This is a genomic window from Anaerolineales bacterium, from assembly GCA_037382465.1.
Taxonomy (GTDB): Bacteria; Chloroflexota; Anaerolineae; order Anaerolineales; family E44-bin32; genus WVZH01.
The window spans coordinates 1-17,245 of record JARRPX010000077.1 but is presented as its reverse complement, the minus strand read 5'-3'; the positions used below and the strand labels follow the sequence as shown (position 1 = coordinate 17,245).

The 17,245-nt window shown below is 56.9% G+C and carries 18 protein-coding genes; 16 read left to right on the top strand and 2 right to left on the bottom strand.

Annotation, left to right across the window (positions count from 1 at the left end; all coding sequences use genetic code 11):
- The 10 genes from P8Z34_15165 to P8Z34_15120 all read left to right on the top strand — a co-directional run.
- Positions 1-1,511, top strand: a 1,511-nt coding sequence (locus tag P8Z34_15165; protein MEJ2552013.1) for an NADH-quinone oxidoreductase subunit L, incomplete at its 5' end; no start/stop codon positions are given.
- A 25-nt stretch (positions 1,512-1,536) separates the two neighbouring features.
- Positions 1,537-3,069: an NADH-quinone oxidoreductase subunit M gene (locus P8Z34_15160; GenBank protein ID MEJ2552012.1), complete on the top strand. Its 1,533-nt coding sequence runs from the start codon at positions 1,537-1,539 to the stop codon at positions 3,067-3,069.
- A gap of 96 nt (positions 3,070-3,165) precedes the next feature.
- Entirely contained in the window at positions 3,166-4,641 is a 1,476-nt protein-coding gene (locus P8Z34_15155; protein ID MEJ2552011.1) for an NADH-quinone oxidoreductase subunit M, read from the top strand.
- Complete coding sequence (locus P8Z34_15150; protein MEJ2552010.1) at positions 4,642-6,099, top strand: NADH-quinone oxidoreductase subunit N; 1,458 nt, start codon at positions 4,642-4,644, stop codon at positions 6,097-6,099.
- 56 nt (positions 6,100-6,155) lie between these two features.
- Complete coding sequence (locus tag P8Z34_15145; GenBank protein ID MEJ2552009.1) at positions 6,156-6,467, top strand: AtpZ/AtpI family protein; 312 nt, start codon at positions 6,156-6,158, stop codon at positions 6,465-6,467.
- The gene (locus P8Z34_15140; GenBank protein MEJ2552008.1) at positions 6,451-7,452 is read left to right on the top strand and encodes a F0F1 ATP synthase subunit A; all 1,002 of its coding nucleotides are present in this window, start codon (positions 6,451-6,453) and stop codon (positions 7,450-7,452) included. Before P8Z34_15145 ends, P8Z34_15140 begins: the two co-directional genes overlap by 17 nt.
- Positions 7,453-7,484: 32 nt before the next feature.
- Positions 7,485-7,724 carry an ATP synthase F0 subunit C gene (gene atpE, locus P8Z34_15135; protein MEJ2552007.1) on the top strand — a complete coding sequence of 80 codons (240 nt, stop codon included), beginning with the start codon at positions 7,485-7,487 and terminating at the stop codon, positions 7,722-7,724.
- A gap of 37 nt (positions 7,725-7,761) precedes the next feature.
- Positions 7,762-8,499, top strand: coding sequence for a F0F1 ATP synthase subunit B (gene atpF, locus P8Z34_15130; GenBank protein ID MEJ2552006.1), 738 nt, complete (start codon positions 7,762-7,764; stop codon positions 8,497-8,499).
- 67 nt (positions 8,500-8,566) lie between these two features.
- A complete protein-coding gene (locus P8Z34_15125) occupies positions 8,567-10,114 on the top strand; it encodes a UDP-N-acetylmuramoyl-L-alanyl-D-glutamate--2,6-diaminopimelate ligase (protein MEJ2552005.1) in 1,548 nt (515 codons plus the stop codon).
- Positions 10,115-10,248: 134 nt separating this feature from the next.
- The gene (locus P8Z34_15120) at positions 10,249-11,178 is read left to right on the top strand and encodes a hypothetical protein (GenBank protein MEJ2552004.1); all 930 of its coding nucleotides are present in this window, start codon (positions 10,249-10,251) and stop codon (positions 11,176-11,178) included.
- A gap of 24 nt (positions 11,179-11,202) precedes the next feature.
- Here P8Z34_15120 and P8Z34_15115 read toward each other — a convergent pair whose 3' ends face one another.
- Positions 11,203-11,973 (bottom strand): hypothetical protein, encoded by a 771-nt coding sequence (locus tag P8Z34_15115; GenBank protein MEJ2552003.1) that lies wholly within the window; start codon positions 11,971-11,973, stop codon positions 11,203-11,205.
- Positions 11,970-13,241 carry a TetR family transcriptional regulator gene (locus tag P8Z34_15110; GenBank protein MEJ2552002.1) on the bottom strand — a complete coding sequence of 424 codons (1,272 nt, stop codon included), beginning with the start codon at positions 13,239-13,241 and terminating at the stop codon, positions 11,970-11,972. Before P8Z34_15110 ends, P8Z34_15115 begins: the two co-directional genes overlap by 4 nt.
- Positions 13,242-13,503: 262 nt before the next feature.
- On the opposite strand from P8Z34_15110, the gene P8Z34_15105 reads away from it, so the two are divergent.
- From P8Z34_15105 to P8Z34_15080, 6 genes are all read left to right on the top strand, one after another.
- A complete protein-coding gene (locus tag P8Z34_15105) occupies positions 13,504-14,196 on the top strand; it encodes a class I SAM-dependent methyltransferase (GenBank protein ID MEJ2552001.1) in 693 nt (230 codons plus the stop codon).
- A gap of 54 nt (positions 14,197-14,250) precedes the next feature.
- Positions 14,251-14,652: an ACT domain-containing protein gene (locus P8Z34_15100; protein MEJ2552000.1), complete on the top strand. Its 402-nt coding sequence runs from the start codon at positions 14,251-14,253 to the stop codon at positions 14,650-14,652.
- A gap of 16 nt (positions 14,653-14,668) precedes the next feature.
- Positions 14,669-15,721, top strand: coding sequence for a glycoside hydrolase family 18 protein (locus tag P8Z34_15095; GenBank protein ID MEJ2551999.1), 1,053 nt, complete (start codon positions 14,669-14,671; stop codon positions 15,719-15,721).
- Positions 15,722-15,934: 213 nt separating this feature from the next.
- Positions 15,935-16,471: an SDR family NAD(P)-dependent oxidoreductase gene (locus P8Z34_15090; GenBank protein ID MEJ2551998.1), complete on the top strand. Its 537-nt coding sequence runs from the start codon at positions 15,935-15,937 to the stop codon at positions 16,469-16,471.
- Positions 16,472-16,636 (top strand): hypothetical protein, encoded by a 165-nt coding sequence (locus P8Z34_15085; protein ID MEJ2551997.1) that lies wholly within the window; start codon positions 16,472-16,474, stop codon positions 16,634-16,636.
- A gap of 59 nt (positions 16,637-16,695) precedes the next feature.
- Positions 16,696-17,121 carry a nitroreductase/quinone reductase family protein gene (locus tag P8Z34_15080; protein ID MEJ2551996.1) on the top strand — a complete coding sequence of 142 codons (426 nt, stop codon included), beginning with the start codon at positions 16,696-16,698 and terminating at the stop codon, positions 17,119-17,121.
- Positions 17,122-17,245 lie beyond the last annotated feature (124 nt).

The window sequence follows — 17,245 nt, the reverse complement described above, 5'->3', positions numbered from 1 at the left end:
TGGCCTATCTCTACACCGAGACGGGGACGCTCAATTTCCGCCAGATCCTCTTCAACGATGAGGTGCTGCACACCCTGGCTGCGACTCCTTCCGTGATCGAGGGTTTCTCGGCGGCCGGATTGATCGGCTTGCTGTTGTTCATGGGAACCGTCGGCAAGTCAGCACAATGGCCGCTGCACGTCTGGCTGCCGGACGCCATGGAAGGCCCTACGCCGGTTTCCGCCATGATCCATGCCGCGACGATGGTTTCAGCCGGTGTTTATCTGGTGCTGCGCTTCTTCCCGCTGCTGACTGCCGGATGGCACGAGGGCATGCCGCTGACAACGACGCTTTCAACGGTGGCCTTCATCGGTGCCTTCACGGCGCTGTTTGCGGCGACGATCGCGCTGGCGCAGAACGACATCAAACGTGTTCTGGCATATTCGACGATCTCGCAGTTGGGGTACATGGTGGCTGCCGTGGGCATCGGCGCTTACGTTGCGGGCGCCTTCCATCTGATCACGCATGCATTTTTCAAGGCGCTGCTCTTTCTAGGCTCCGGATCGGTGATCCACGGCATGGAACACGGTGTGCATGCCTCTCAGGAGCACACCGACGCGCAGGACATGTTCAACATGGGCGGCCTGCGCCGGAAGATGCCGCGCACCTTCTGGACCTTCCTGATCGGCGGATTTGCCCTCTCCGGATTTCCGCTGCTCACGGCGGGTTTCTGGTCGAAGGACGAGATCCTGGCGGACGCCTTCGCCAACCATCAGGCGGTATTTATCGTCCTGGCGCTGGCGGCCTTTCTTACTGCGTTCTACACCATGCGTCAAATCACCCTGACTTTCCTGGGGAAGCCGCGTACGCCGGCGGCCGGGCAGGCGCACGAATCGGTGTGGTCGATGACGTTGCCGCTTGTGGTGCTGGCGGTCTTCGCCGTCGCCGCCGGTTGGATCGGGATTCCGGAAGAATTCCCGGTGCTCGGCGGCTTGCTGCCAAACTGGTTCCACGAGTTCGTGGGCGGCACGCTGCTGGAACACCCGCAAGCGCTGCCGTTCAACGCCGTGCCGTTGCTTACCTCGGTGGGTGTCGCCCTTACGGGTTTGCTCCTGGGCTGGCTGGTGTATCGGCGCGTGCCATCCGGCGTCGCGGACCCGCTTTCGCGGCCGCTGGGGCCCATCTACCGGCTGCTTCAAAATAAGTATTATTTCGATGAGTTGTACGATCTTCTTTTCGTGCGTCCTGCTTACTGGTTCGCAGAGACCTTCGTCTACCGCTGGCTCGACCGCGGAGTAATCGATGGATTCCTGCACGCAGTAGGCCGGACCGCACTATGGCTCGGATCGTTCCTGCGCAACGCCATCGACTTGCCCATCGTCAACGGTTTTGGGGACGCCGTTGGGGAGGGCGTGAAACGCTTCGGCCGTCGTATTCGTGTGATCCAGACCGGTCGGGTGCAGGAGTACCTCGTCATTGGTTTGTTGTTCACCGGTTTGTTGTTGTCGTACGTGATTTTCTTCCAGCCATGAGCTGGCTTGCGGGAGACGACCCGGAATGGAAGTCATCCAAGATCATCTGCTCTCTTTGATCCTCTTCTCGCCCACGGTCGCGGCGCTGTTGATATTATTGCTGCCGCATTCGCGGGTGAAGGTGATCCGCTGGGCAGCGACTCTGGCCAGCCTGATACCGTTTGGTTTGGCCGTTTGGCTGTGGTTTACCTATGACTCTTCGGCGTCAGGATTTCAATACGTCGAACGCGCCGTGTGGTACGAAGCGATCGGGTCGAGCTACTTCCTGGGCGTAGATGGGATTTCCGTATCGATGGTACTGCTCACCACGCTGCTCACTCCGCTCGCGTTGTTGATTTCCTGGAACGTAGGGGATCGCGTGCGCACGTTCATGGCACTCTTCCTGCTTCTCGAAACAGGTATGCTGGGCGTATTCCTTTCGCTCGATCTGCTGCTCTTCTTCGTTTTCTGGGAAGTCGGTTTGATCCCGATGTACTTCCTGATCAACCAGTGGGGCAGCGCCAACCGGGAATATGCCTCCTTTAAATTCTTGATTTACACCATGGCCGGGTCGCTCGGATTGCTGCTGGCCATCCAATTGATCGGCGTGACCGCCGGGACGTTCGATCTGCTCGAGATCACCTCCAAATGGACCGCGCTCGATCAGCCCTTGCAGCTGCTGGGTCTGCCGATCACACTTCCCACGAGTACGGTAAAAACCATCGCTTTTTGGGCTTTCGTCGTCGCCTTTGCCATCAAAGTCCCGATCTGGCCCTTCCACACCTGGCTTCCGGATGCCCACACGGAAGCGCCCACCGGTGGTTCCATGATCCTGGCGGGCGTGCTGCTCAAACTGGGCGCCTACGGCTTCCTGCGCCTGGTGCTGCCGCTGTATCCCGTCGAGGCGAAACAGTTTGCCGGTGTATTGGGACTGCTGGGTACGTTGGCGATCATTTTCGGCGCATTCGCTTCGTGGGGCCAGAACGATTTCAAGCGGCTGGTGGCGTATTCCTCGGTTAACCATATGGGTTTCGTCGTGCTGGGAATTGCCGCCGCGGCTTTCGTTCAAAACGGCAGCCAGGATGCCGTGATCGCCCTCAACGGCGCGGTCTTGCAGATGTTCAACCACGGTCTCTCGGCAGCGGGTATGTTCCTGCTCGTGGGCGTGATCTACGAACGGACGCACTCGCGCGATCTGGATTCGTATGGCGGATTGTTTCCGTTGGCGCCGGTCTACGGCGGCATATTGATTTTTACGGGCATGGCGTCCTTGGGTTTACCGGGATTGAACGGCTTCGTTTCCGAATTTCTCGTCGTGCGGGGAAGCTGGCCGATTCTGACCTTATATACAGCGCTTTCGATGATCGGGTTGTTGATCACCGGCGCGTACATTCTGAAGGGAATCAAGAAAGTCCTTCAAGGTCCGCTGAACGAGAAATGGCTGGGTCATCGGCTCGAAATCAACCGGCGGGAAATCCTGGCCATCGCGCCGCTCATGCTGCTCATGCTGCTGATCGGCATATGGCCGAGTTGGATATTGGGCGTCATCAACAACACCATTCTCCGTCTGTTCGGCTGACCGAGGTTATTGGCGAATGATTGAGATTCTCAATTGCTACGTACGTAGATTTCTCCCGATCACGCGGCTTGCCTCACGGAAGCTAGAGAGTAGGTTATGAATTTTCCAATCCTGAGTGTGATCAGCTTCATTCCCATCGGGACGGCGATGATTCTGCTGCTGCTCCCCGGCGACCGTAAAAATCTCATTCGCTGGGTCGCATTGGCCGCCGCGGCCACCTGCTTTTCACTCTCCGTCGTGACGTACTTTTCCTACGATCAAACCCTCGGTGGGTATCAATTCGAGGAAGGTCCGTTCCCGTGGATCGCGGCGCTCGGTATTTCCTACCACGTCGGCGTGGACGGTATGAATCTGCCCCTCGTTCTGCTTACCGGCGTGGTTATTTTTACCGGCGTGTTGATCTCCTGGGGCGTCGACGATCGGCCGCGGGAATTCTTTGCCTTTCTCTTCATCCTGGCGACGGGCGTGTTCGGTGTTTTCATCTCGCTCGACCTCTTCCAATTGTTCTTTTTCTACGAGATTGCCGTTTTCCCGATGTATCTGTTGATTTCCATTTGGGGCTGGAAGGTCACACGCGAGTACGCGGCGATGAAGCTCACCCTGTATCTCTTTATCGGTTCCGTTATTGCCCTCGTGGGCGCTCTGGCGATGTACTTCACCGCAGACCTGCACACGTTCGACATGATCGCCTTGCAGCAAGCGGGATTCTCGACGGTATTCCAGCGTTTCTGGTTTCCCTTCGTTTTCTTCGGATTTGCCGTCCTGGGCGGCATCTTCCCGGTACACAATTGGTCTCCGGATGGTCACGTCGCCGCACCCACCGCGGTCTCGATGTTCCACGCCGGGGTGCTGATGAAACTGGGTGCCTTCGCCGCGCTGCGGGTGGGGATCATGCTCATGCCGCAAGGCGCCAAGATGTGGGCTCCATTGATTCTCGTCCTGGCGACGGTCAACGTGGTCTACGGTGCGCTGATCGCCATGGTGCAGCGAGATTTTAAGTACGTCATCGGCTTTTCGTCCGTCTCGCACATGGGTTTGGTGATGCTGGGGTTTGCCACACTCAACCTGAACGGGCTGACGGGTGCCGGCTTGCAGATGTTCTCCCACGGTGTGATGACGGCGCTCTTCTTTGCTGTCGTGGGCATGGTGTACGATCGTGCGCACACGCGTGAGATTCCCAGGTTGGGTGGATTCTCGAAGGTCATGCCTTTGGTGGCCGTCGCGTTCATCGTGGGCGGTCTGGTGTCCATGGGCATGCCGGGATTCTCCGGTTTCATCGCTGAATTCCCGATCTTCATGGGACTATGGCAGCGGCAGCCTCTCGTGGCCATCATCGCCGCCTTGGGCATCGTCATCACCGCGGCTTACATCATGCGCGTCATCGGCCGAGTTTTCTTCGGGAAGATCCCCGAAGAATTCGAGGGTCATCTTTCGAGCATCACCCATTTCGATCGCCTCGCTTTGGCCTTGCTGGCCGGTATATTGATCCTCATCGGCGTATACCCAACGATTATGGCGCCGCTGGTCGAATCCGGCGCAAATGCCGTCCTGGCGCTTTTCGGAGGTGCATAGGTGGCTTTTGCGGAGTTTGAATCCACGCACATTCTCTTTGTTCTTCCAGAGATTCTACTTCTCACTCTTGCCGGTTTGATTCTGGCCGTCGATATTTTCTGGCGCCGGCGCCGGCGGCTGCTCGGATGGGTCAGCGCAGGCGGCTTGCTGCTCACGTTTATCGCAACGGTGGTGTTCAGCCGGCCGGAAGTAGGCGGTGAGCCCTTGCTGATCTTTGGCGGTATGCTGCGCCACGATTGGATCGGGTTCACCTTCACGTTGGTGTTCCTTTTCGCTGCGGCCGTAACCAGCATCATCAGCCTCGATATGGATGAACTGGCCGTGCAGGGAGAATATTTCGCCCTGCTGCTCGTGGCTGCGTTCGGCATGTGTTTGATGGCAGCGGCTGCGGATTTGATAATGCTGCTTTTGGCGATCGAGACCACCTCCATCCCGCTCTATATTTTGGCCGGCTTTATCAAGGCGGATGATAAATCCACCGAAGCCGGGATCAAGTATTTTCTCTTCGGCGCCCTGACTTCGGCCGTGATGCTGTACGGCTTCAGTTTGCTGTACGGTTTTACGGGAGAGACCAACATCTACCGCCTGGCGGCCATGATCCGCGTGGAAGATTTCTCGCCGTGGATCTTGCTCGGTACGGTGTTGTTGGTTCTCGTCGGATTCGGATTCAAGGTGTCCGTCGTTCCTTTTCATTTCTGGAGTCCGGATGTTTACGAAGGCGCGCCGACGCCGATCACGGCGTTTATCTCGACGGCCTCAAAAGCTGCGGGCTTTTCCGTGCTGCTGCGCGTCATGCTGGTCGCGTTTCCGACGATCGAATCCTACTGGGCCACACTGCTGGCGATCATGGCCGCAGCAACGATGACGATCGGAAATTTACTCGCCATCTCTCAAAAGAATATCAAGCGCCTGCTTGCCTACTCCTCGATCGCGCATGCCGGCTATGCACTGATCGGATTGGTCGCCTTGAGCAGTTTTGGTGCAGCCAGCCTGGTTTTCTATCTGGTTGGCTACGTTGTTTCCAACCTGGCCGCTTTTACGATCGTCATCCTGTTTGCCCAGACCGCCGGTTCCGAGCAAATCGCGGATTATGCCGGATTGAGCCGCCGCTCGCCGGGTTTGGCTTTGGCGCTCATGGTGGCACTGCTGTCCCTTGCCGGTATGCCGCCCCTCGTCGGCTTCGTGGCCAAGTTTTACGTCTTTGCTGCGGCCGTGCAAAGCGGCTGGATATGGCTGGCCATCGTCGCTGTCCTGAATGCCATTGTCGGGTTGTACTACTACATGACGATCCTGAAGGTGGTTTATCTCTATCGATCCGAAGAAGAACACGTGGCCATCGACGTACCAAAACCCTTTGGGGTGACATTGGGACTTTGTTCGCTGGCGATTGTCGGAATTGGAACGATCAGTGGACCGTGGTTGAATCTTGCCGTGGAAGCGGCAAAAGCGCTGTTTTAATTGGACAAGAGCGCTCTTTTGACCCTAAAAAATGCTTGTGATAGAATTCTCTAACGATGGCCCAAAACGGTAATTCGCCCGGTACAGCGCAAAACCATTTGGGATTCTCTCAGGCACTTATCGGTGTATTCGGAAAAGTTGGATGTCTAACCCTCTTCCTGGTCGTCATCCCAATCGTCATCGGCTTGCTCATCGATCTGCATTTCAACACTCAGCCGATCATCACAATCGTTTTAGTATTGGCAAGCTTCCCTTTAACGATGTTCCTGATCTATCGAGTGGTACTGCACAGCACCGCTGGTCTCGGTAAGCAAACTGAGTCTCAGGATTCTGAACACGAGGAGGTTGCGCGTGGAGGAAACCCGTAAGTGGCGATGGGGCGTCAACCGCTGGTTTGTCTTCCTGTTTGTCATTCTGGGTGTGTTAGCCGCCAAAGCCTTTCCCCCGATCCTGCCGCACGTACAGTTGCCGGCTGAAGAGTTAGCCGGCCCCATCACGCTTCCCCTCGTCGGTGAGATTTATCTCACCAACACAATCGTTGCCACTTTAATCGTCGATCTCATTGTGCTGCTGCTGGCTTTTGCCGTACATCGTGCCATTCGCAGCGGTGAGCTGGTGTTCAGGGGGGTCGTCGGTGCGATACAGACCGTACTGGAAGCACTGTACGGATTGGCAGAAACGACGGCGGGTAAATGGGCCAAGCAGTTTTTCCCCTGGATGGCGAGCATCGTTCTCATCGTACTCATGGCGAATTGGATGGAATTGATCCCCGGCGTCGACAGTATCGGGGAAGTCCATGGCGTGCAGCACGAAGGATATCCCATTCAAGAATTAGGACAATTTGGGAATCTCTCGATCATCACGATCGTGAAGCAAAGTACGCAAGCCGCTGCGGCGTCGACCTCCGGATCGTATTCGATCGTGCCCTTTGTGCGGGTAGTGTCGACAGACTTGAATTTCACCGTGGCGCTCGCCCTGACCGTCGTGGTCATGGTGCAGGTTTACGGAATTCGGGCCCTGGGCCTGTCGTATTTCAAGAAGTTCATCAACGTCAAGCCCATTTTCAGTAAACCTATCTTTGGGGTCATCGACTTCGCCGTAGGTCTCCTGGAAATCGTCAGCGAGATCTCGCGCATCATCTCGTTTTCCTTCCGGTTGTTCGGCAATATTTTCGCCGGATCGATCCTGCTTTTCGTGATTGGCAGTCTGGTTCCGGTATTTGCACAGACGATATTTCTTGCTTTGGAATTTGGCGTCGGTTTGATTCAAGCCATCGTATTCGGTATGCTGGCCATGATCTTCATGGCACAAGCGACCGCTGGACACGGAGATGAAGCCCACGAAGGGGCTTGAACTCGAAAAATCGAAAAAGGAGGGCAGCGCATATGGATTATGAATCCGCCCGCATTCTCGGAAAACTCATTGGTGCCGGACTCGCTACCCTGGGTATGATCGGAGCCGGTCTCGGGATCGGCGTCGTTGGTAGCGGAGCGCTACAGGCGATGGGGCGCAACCCCGACGCTTCCGGCATGATCCAGACGAACATGGTCCTTGGCATTGCATTCGCAGAGGCCGTGGCGATCTACTCGCTGGTTGTCGCCTTACTCATCCTCTTCGTAGGATAATGAACCGGTCGGATCGATCCTGAGTAGGAGGATACCCTTGAAAGCGTTAGGCATAAACCTTGGCTATCTACTCGTTCAAGTTTTAAATTTTTTGATCCTGTTCGTCGTGCTGCGCAAATGGGTGTTTATCCCCATCGTCGAGCTGCTCGAACGGCGGCGCGCGACCATGGAGCAGGGCTTGCAGGATGCACGCGAGGCGGCTGAAGCTCGCGCCAACGCAGAAGTAGAAGCGGAATCGATTCTCGATAAAGCCCGTCAGGAAGCGGCGAAAGTCGTGCGTGAAGCCGGCGAGCGTGCGGGAAATACAGCCATCGACATTAAAAACGAGGCGGAACGACAGGCGATGCACATTCGCGAGGTCGCCAAGGATGAAAGCGAACAAGCGAAAATCCAGGCGCTGCGCGATCTGCGCGGGCAGGTGGCTGCTTTGGCCATCGCGGCGGCTCAGAAGGTCATCGGCGAGGCGCTCGATGAAAAACGCCAGCGCGCATTGATCAATGACTTCTTCAGCGGAGTGCGGGACGGCAAAGTAGTTTTGCTCGAAGATGAGAAACTCACCGGCACAAGAGCTGAAGTCACCAGCGCCCTGCCGTTGACGGATAAGGAACAGGATCTCGTGAAACGCGAGGTGTTGAGCAGGTTGGGTGGGGGAGCGACGGTTAGTTTCCGTGTGGAAACGGACATCCTGGGCGGTTTGGTGATACGTGTGGGTGACAAGGTGCTGGACGGTTCGGTTGCCGGGAAGCTTGAAAGCCTACGCCAAACCCTCGAATAATCTTTCACGCGGGGATGCGTTTGTGCTTCATAGGAACACTGCGCGTTAACTGCGTGTTTTCTTGAACATGCGTTTACTTCATATCTTACGTAATTTGGACGTAATCGACCTCGGTGGCCAGCCGGATTTCGAGATCACGAAGCTGACCGCCGATTCGCGCGCCGCGCAGGAAGGCGCGCTGTTCGTCGCTCTCAGCGGGAGTGAGAAAGACGGGCATGACTTCCTGGCCGATGCCGAAAGAAGAGGCGCGGCTGCCGCCGTCGGTGAGAAAGACGTAGCCGGATTGGGTATCCCCTACTTTCGAGTTCCCGATTCACGTCTGGCCTGGGCTCAGATTGCGGCCGCCTGGTACGATCATCCCTCGCACAATTTGATCCTCATCGGGGTCACCGGCACGGACGGCAAGACGACGACCGCCAGCTTGATCCACCGGATTCTACGCAATGCGGGCTGCGCAGCCGGCCTGCTCACCACGCTCAACGTGGTCATCGGTTCTCATACGTTGGACACAGGGTTGCACGTTACCACACCGGACGCCCTCGAGATCCAGGGCTACCTGGCGCAGATGGTCGACGAAGGGATCACGCACTGCGTCCTGGAGGCCACGTCTCACGGCCTGGCGCAGCAAAGGGTCGGGGCATGCGAATTCGATGTTGCTGTCGTCACCAACATCACTCACGAACATCTCGATTATCACGGTTCCTACGAGGCGTACAGGCAGGCAAAAAGCCGGTTGTTCTCACAAGGATTGCAGGGTTCACAGAAGCCATTCGCGCCCGAAAAGACGGCGGTGCTCAACCGGGATGACGCTTCTTATGATTTCCTGCGCGGGGTCACGAATGCGCGCTGCCTGACCTACGGATTGAAGGAGAACGCCGGCGTCTATGCGAAGGACGTCGAAAGCCGCAGTGGAAGCCTGCACTTCACGGCTTGCAGCGCCAGCTTCGAGGTGAATATCGAGAGCAATTTGATCGGGCGCTATAACGTTCCGAACTGCCTGGCTGCATTGACCGTCGCCGTCGAAGCGCTGGGGATCGCGCCGGCGGCGGCTGCGGAGGGGATCGCCCAACTCAAACGCGTTCCGGGGCGCATGCAGCGTATCGATTTGGGTCAGTCGTTCACCGCCATCGTCGATTTCGCCCACACCCCCAATGCCCTGCGCAGAGCGTTGGAAACGGCGCGTGAAATCACCCAGGGGCGTGTGATCGCCGTCTTCGGGTCGGCCGGGTTGAGGGACCGGGAGAAACGGCGCATGATGGCGGAGGTCTCCGCCGAACTTGCCGATCTGACGATCCTGACGGCTGAAGATCCACGTACGGAATCGTTGGACAGTATTTTAGAAGAAATGGCCCAGGGCGCACGAGCCAAGGGCGGCGTCGAAGGGAAGACCTTCTGGCGCAAGCCGGACCGTGGCGACGCCCTGCGTTTCGCCGTACGAGAAGCCCACCCCGGCGATTTGGTGATCGCCTGCGGTAAGGGGCATGAACAGTCGATGTGTTTTGGCGCGATCGAATATCCCTGGGATGACCGCACGGCGATGCAGGTGGCGCTGGCAGAATTGCTGGGGATTGAAGGTGGTCCCGCCATGCCTTATTTGCCGACGAGTGAGGCGTGACAGAGTACGAGTCTCTACGCGCTGATATATTGGGAACGAGCTCGATCTCCAGCAGCACAGATACTAATTATTGATTTCAATTCGCATGGCGTTGGCAGCGCGGATGTCCACACAGGGGAGTATGGAGGGTCGTGATGCGACGAATGGGCTTCGTTTCGTTGGGATTACTCGTTTTGGTTGCCCTGGCCTGCAATTGGCCCGGAAACGGCGGTGCTTTTCAATCAACGCAAACGCCGGAAGCCGACGGGGTGATTGTATCGCCTCGACCGACGGACACGATTTCCGGAAGCGAAGCGGCGTCCACACCAGAAGATGCGCTTGGTGAAGCCCGGGGAATTTTTACGGTGGCGATCCTCGTCGATCAAACTTCAGAGTCCGTTGTCCGCGAAGCGGCGGAAGCTGTACTGCGTGAATCCTCTCAGATCCTGCAGGAGAGAACGGGCTTCGTCTTCGAGCTGATCGATTACCAGGAAATGGTGCCGAGTGGCACGATCCAGGAGATGGCTTTCACTTATCTGGACACAATCGCTGTGGAGATCCCCAACGGTCTGGTGATCTTTTCATTTGGCGATCACGGCATGGCACGGCTTTATGGGGGATACTCGGGTTGGATTGCCGGACCTGGAGATTTCCGCAATGACTTCGTTTCCCCGATCGCCGGAGACCAGCACGTCTACCTGGCGGTCATACATTGGAGTCACCGGTTTGGAATTTGTGGTTATGGCGGCGAAGAGCAGGTCGTCAGCGACGTTTCCATCGACGGGGAATGCCGAAACCACGCTGGAACGCCCTGCGTTCAAAAGTATGGCTATTCCATGTGTTCAACGCTTGTGGATGATCTTTACGCTTCCACGCCGACGTTCTTCACCGCCGCCGGAATCGTGCATGAATTCCTGCACCCCTTCGGAACAGGTACGAACGACGATCATTACGCCACGCCGTCCTGCAAGGAAATCATGGGCTGGACCGACGATAACTGGTCGTTCTCGAATGAGGAATCGCAAAGCTACCTCAATCATTGTCCATACCTGTATACCTCGTTCGAAGAGGGATACCAGCCGTAACGCTACGAAAGCGAGAGGTGTTCGTTATGCTTGCGCGGAATCACCATACGGGCAGAGCGCCACGCACCGCGAACAACGATGCAGCGTGTGCTCGTCCAGCGTCGTCAGGTTCATCAGCCTCGCCGCGGCTGCAGGTTTAAACTGCCGCAGCCAGAAAAACTTGAATTTGGGCAGTAATGGCAGATAGGCCGTGTGGCTCAAACAGCGCATGATCTTCACACGTTTCTCTTCCGGCGAGATGGCACTCACCGGACAAGCGTCCACGCAGATGCTGCAGTTCGCCGGACAGTTTGGCGCATCGACATCGGGATAGCGCATACAGGGCAGATCGGCGCTGGTAAGGACTCCGCCCAGAATCAATCTGGCGCCGTAACGAGGGTGGAGCAGCAAACCGTTGCGGCCGATTACACCGATCCCCGCGGCTTCCGCCATGTGAATCTGGTTGATGTAGCCGGCTACGTCACGATTCTGGTTGATGGCTATCGGCGCGCATCCATATCTGGGCAGCGCTTGTTCCCCGTTTTCCTCAAGCAAGTTTGCAAATCGAACGGCGAGCGCATCCAGGCGGCGGTAGTGGAGGCTTTGCGTGCGGCAGGTGAAGTCCGCCGAACGTTCCGGCGTTTGATATACGGCACTCGGTACGGGGATGCCGAAGCAGATCAGGCTGCGCGCTGTGGGCAGCAGGTCCTCAGGGCGATAGCCCGCGGGTTCATCGGCCAGAGTTGAAATTGGCGCCATGCCGATCACTGCTGCGTTCTCGTCTCTGGCGATGTCCAATATTCGTTCGTGGATCATGGTGTACATCCTTTGAGAAGGTGAGGAGTCCTTGAACTCTCGAAACGGCCGATCATTTGCGGATCGAGTATTTTCTTTTGGCCGGGGTAGCGGAACACCGGCGGGTCGCCTGGTTGGTAGCGGAGTTCATAGGCAATTTTCGCCGTCTCTTCGGCAGACAGCAGGAAATATTTTCCCCGGGCTTTGGCGTAGACCACACTCTGACCGTCACGGATGTCCCCGCTGGCGACCCAGTATTTGCCCCGATTGCTGCCCGGATCGGCGCTGGCAAGATAGACGGTTTGCGCAGGCATGGGTCTCAGGTAGCGGACGGAGAGCTCCCCGGTCACGCACATCCGCCCGGTCTGCAAGGCGATCGGCCAGCCCAGAAGCTCGTCCAGCAGGGCGCCGATCAAGCCGCCGTGCACGATATTTTTATATCCGCAGAACATGGGGTCCGGCGTGAAGCGCGCACGTACCTGGCCGAAGTCGCCGGTGAAGAAACGAATGCGCAGGCCCCGGGGATGTGCTTGGCCGCACACGAAACAGCCGTCATAGGTGGGCAGGTAGCTCGTTTGAATTTGGTCCACGGAGTTTTTCCTTTTTACTTCGTCCGTCTTTGTAAATGGAAACTTGGGACGAAGGCTGATGAACCACGTTGATCGTCCATACCTAACGTTCGGTATGTATCTATACGAAAAAAACTCAGGGTCGCCGGCGTCGTCGGCGCTCAAACGCTTGAGCATGCGGCAGCATGTTGCCCGCATCATGCCGACAATGTTGAGCGCCACCATACGCGCATCCAAATCAGAGCGGACCTCGCCGGCCGTTTGGCCTTTCTGGACGATGCGCTCGATGAAAGCCGTCAATTCCTCGTAAACCTCCACCAGCGCGACGGCGAAATCGGATTTATCGTCCAGATCGGTGTCCGTGACCAGGCTGGCCATCACCAGGCAGAGCGTCGGATTTTCGCGCACCACGCGCGTGTGGTTGTCGAGCAGCACGGAAATCCGATCCAATGCATTTTTGGCCTTCATCACGTCCCGCACCACGGCCCGATTCCAATCGTGACGCACCATGTCGACCACGGCGAAAAATATGGCGTCTTTGTTTTCGAAATGATGGTAGATGGCACCCTTGGTCAGGTCGACCGCTTCGGCCAGATCGGAGATCGAGGTGCCGTTGAAGCCTTTGTGCACGAAAAGCTCCGCGGCCGCCTGGATGATGCGCCGGCGAGTGCGTTCGCTTTGCAGCTGCTTCTGGGTTTTGGCTTCCGCCATTTCGGTCATCGGATCACTCATACTGAACGTACGGTATGTATGCGGGTTGATTATGGCATACCTCCGGCGAATTGTCAATGCATTTCGTATTTTCTGCATACCCTCTGGGTCCGCGATTGGTAGAAATCTTTACAGTCGGGTCGCATTGTGTAAGAATTGGCGAGTTCCCGGCGTATGAATCAGGTGCTCATCCGGGTGACAAGATTTCGCTGTGTATCTATGAAGAATGAAGATTGCCGTTTGCTTTCATGTTTGAGTTCGGAGCCTATCTGTGACTATCGGTGATGCGTTCGACGAGTCCGTGACATACTACGATGATTGGATCAAGGCCGCCCTGCCCGACTATGAGGCCATCTTCGCCATCGCGAAGGACTTGATCCCCTTCAAGCCGGAAGAAGGCATAGAAGTGCTGGACCTGGGCGCGGGCACGGGTTTGTTCTCGCAGCACGTCCTGGAGAAGTGTCCGCAGGCCAGATTCACGTTGATCGATGTAGCGGAGGAAATGCTGGCCGCCGGGCGTCGGCGCTTCAAAGACAAGATCGAGCAGTTCCAGTTCATCGTAGATGACTACCGCGCGATCGACTTCACGGCGGACTTCGACCTGGTGGTTTCCAGCCTGTCCATCCATCACCTCACGGATGAAGAGAAGCAGAACCTCTTTCACGGCGTCTATGCTGCGCTGCGTGAAGGCGGCATGTTCATCAATGTCGATCAAGTCAAGGGCCCGACCCCAAACCTGCAGGAGTTCTACTGGTCGCGCTGGCTGACGATGGTCCGAGCGCGAGGTGCGCAAGAAGGACGGATTCGTGAAAGTATCGTCCGCCGTAAAGCGTACGATCAGGACGCCCTGCTCACGGATCAGCTGAAGTGGCTTGCAGACGCCGGCTTTGTGGACGTGGATTGTGTGTACAAGAACACCTTCGTTGGGGTATTTAGCGCAGTAAAGCCAGGAAATGAAGTCTGAATATCTCGAGGTTGGGATGATGCAATCGTTCATTCCCCGGAGTGAAGCAGCTTGATGAGCGGGGAATCCGATCTATCGACCTTACTGAATAACATGCAGCCTATTCTGCACGAATCCCCATACGTTTTTTGCAGCGTAGATGCGGAAACGTACGAGCGTCTGCCGTTCAAGCCGCTCGGTACCTTCTTCGAGGCGGAAGGGGTCAGCATTATCCTCGACGAGGAGGAAGCGCGCGATTGTGATCTGCCGTACGACTCCATTTGGGCCTGCATCACCCTGGACGTGCATTCCTCGCTGAATGCAGTAGGCTTCCTGGCCGCGATCACGGACAAACTGGCGGAAGAGGGCATCAGCGTCAACCCGGTTTCGGCGTACTATCACGATCACCTCTTCGTGCCGTGGGATTCGCGGGCGAGAGCGCTCGACACCTTGCGAGTGATGGGTGATCGGCATTGATATGAGGGACTCAAAGATGCTCTGCCTGCTCCCAGTTTTCCTTTGGCTGATCGCTGCTTGCGGGAGATCGACCCCGACCGTTTCTTCGAACTCGACGCTGCGCACCTTCGATACTGCCACATCCGGTGTGACACCGCTCGCCGATATATCTTCGACTCCGACGCGCGAGCTCTCTGCTACGCCAACGCCTTCCACCTGGTGCCAAACCTCGCTGGAGATGAGTGACGATTTCCTGGTCGTTGGCTACCTGCCGGAGTACCGGGATTTCGAACCATCCTGGGGCAGCTGCCTGACGGATTTGGTCTATTTCTCTGCGGAACCGGATGAAGATGGCCGTTTGGATACGCGGCGGGTCAACCCCGAACGCCTGGAGGCCATGCGGGAAGTCAAACAGATATACGGCACGCGTCTGCATCTATCGATAGGCGGCTACGACCGCTCGGAACACTTTATCGAAGCGATCGCGGATTGGGGATCGAGGCGCAATTTCGTGGATGACGTGGTGCGATTCTGCGAAGCGAACGATCTGGACGGCGTTGATTTCGATTGGGAGTTCCCCGTGGGAGAATTCCAAACCTTGCGTTATGTCTCATTGATTTCGGCGGTCAAACAGGCAGGACTGATCGTCAGCGTTGCCCTGTATCCTCACGAGGATATCGACTTTCAAGCTTTCATTGACATCGACCGCATCCACGTCATGTCCTACGATCATGGCAGCCGGCATTCCACCTTCGAAGATGCCGTAAAGGATCTGACGCTGTTCGAGGAGGCGGGATTCTCCGCGCAGCAGTTGGTTTTGGGGATTCCGTTCTATGGCCGCCGTACGACTCATCCGACCACTTCGTCCGCCTACGCCGAAATCGTCGAATTATATGCTCCCGGTTTTGGCATCGACGAAGTCGAGGGCGTTTATTTCAACGGTGTCCTTACCGTGAAACACAAAACGTGCTACACCCGCGATCATGGCTATGGCGGCGTGATGATCTGGGAACTCGGACAGGACTCCCGGGACGAGCGCTCGCTTTTGCGAGCAATCCATCAGGCCGTGGCGATCGGCTGCGGCCCTTGATCGCCATTCGACTTACGCCTGAATCCAGGCACGCCCTGGAGATGTAGAAATGTTCCCGTTCATCAAAACCATCCGTTCCATTTTAAACGCCAGATTACTGGGCTTGATGTTCATCAGTGCGGTCATCGAATCGCCGCCGATCGCGGTAGTATCCAGGTAGATGGGATTACCCTATCTAAACGCAAACCACGATCATCTCCGACGGAGGAAACCATGCCTCAAAACGTGCTCATCACCGGCGCCAACCGCGGTCTCGGCCTCGAATTGACGCGCATCCTGCTCCAGCAGGCTCATCGGATTTTCGCCATCAACCGTCGCGAAAGCGAAGCGCTGCTTCAACTGCGAGATGAGTTCCCGGATGATTTGCTGCTTTATTCGGCTGACGTTACGGACGAGCCCGCCATCGCGGACATCATGCGGCGCATCGGGGAGGAATTCGGGCACCTCGATCTCGTGATCAACAACGCCGCGGTACATCTGGAGCATTCCAAACCGGAGCTCGAGCAGGTGGATTTTTCGGTGTATCTGCCGACCTTTTCTATCAACGCCGTGGCGCCGTTGATCGTGATCAAGCACGCACTCCCCTTGCTGCGGCGCGGGAATGGGAAGTTGATCGCCAATATCTCCTCCGAAGCCGGTGGGATCGGAACGGCGTGGCGCAAGAACGAATATTCGTACTGCATGTCCAAAGCGGCGCTGAACATGGCCAGCCGGCTGCTGCAAAATGCTTATAAAGAAGACGGCATCTAGGTGTTGGCGCTGCATCCCGGATGGTTCAGCTCGGACATGGGCGGTTCGCAAGCGCCGATAACAACCCGGCAAGCAGCCCAGGACATGGCCAAACTGCTGACCAAGACCTGGTCCCTGGATGGACCGGTGTATGTCGACCCAGAAGGGAAGGCATTGGCCTGGTGATCTCCCGATGGTCCGGAGCGATTTGGCCGCAGCTCGGGCTTAGCTGAGAGGAGGGTTCCATGGCGCAAAGTAAACTCTCTTTACATGAGCGATTAGCGAACGGCATGCGCTTTGTCAACAAATATTTCCTCAACCACATTACTTTGTTTATCGCCCGGCGCGGGATCGGCCCATTTTCGGTGCTCGTCCATGAGGGGCGGCGCAGCGGACGTAAGTACGAAACGCCGGTGATCGCGACGTATCGGGAAGATGATATCTTGATCCCTTTGCCGTACGGCGAGCACGTCGACTGGCTGCGAAACGTAATGGCTCACCACGGTTGTGAACTGCGCCGGAAGCAACGCAAGATCCAGGCAGTAGAGCCTGAATTGATCGACTTGGAAAGCGCTTCGCCGGCTCTGCCTGCCATACTGGTGGGGATATATCGGAGACTCGAGGTGTTTCGATTCCTGCGGCTGAAATACCGCGGAAATGATCACGGCTGAATTCCGATCGCGCCGCGGCTTCCGGCGTTTCATTCCTCCGGCAAGAGAAAGGTAGCTTATTGTCCGCTTGCGGTCAGTGAAGAGTCTGACAGCAATCGGGAAACGGACCTCCCGTGGGGTAGAG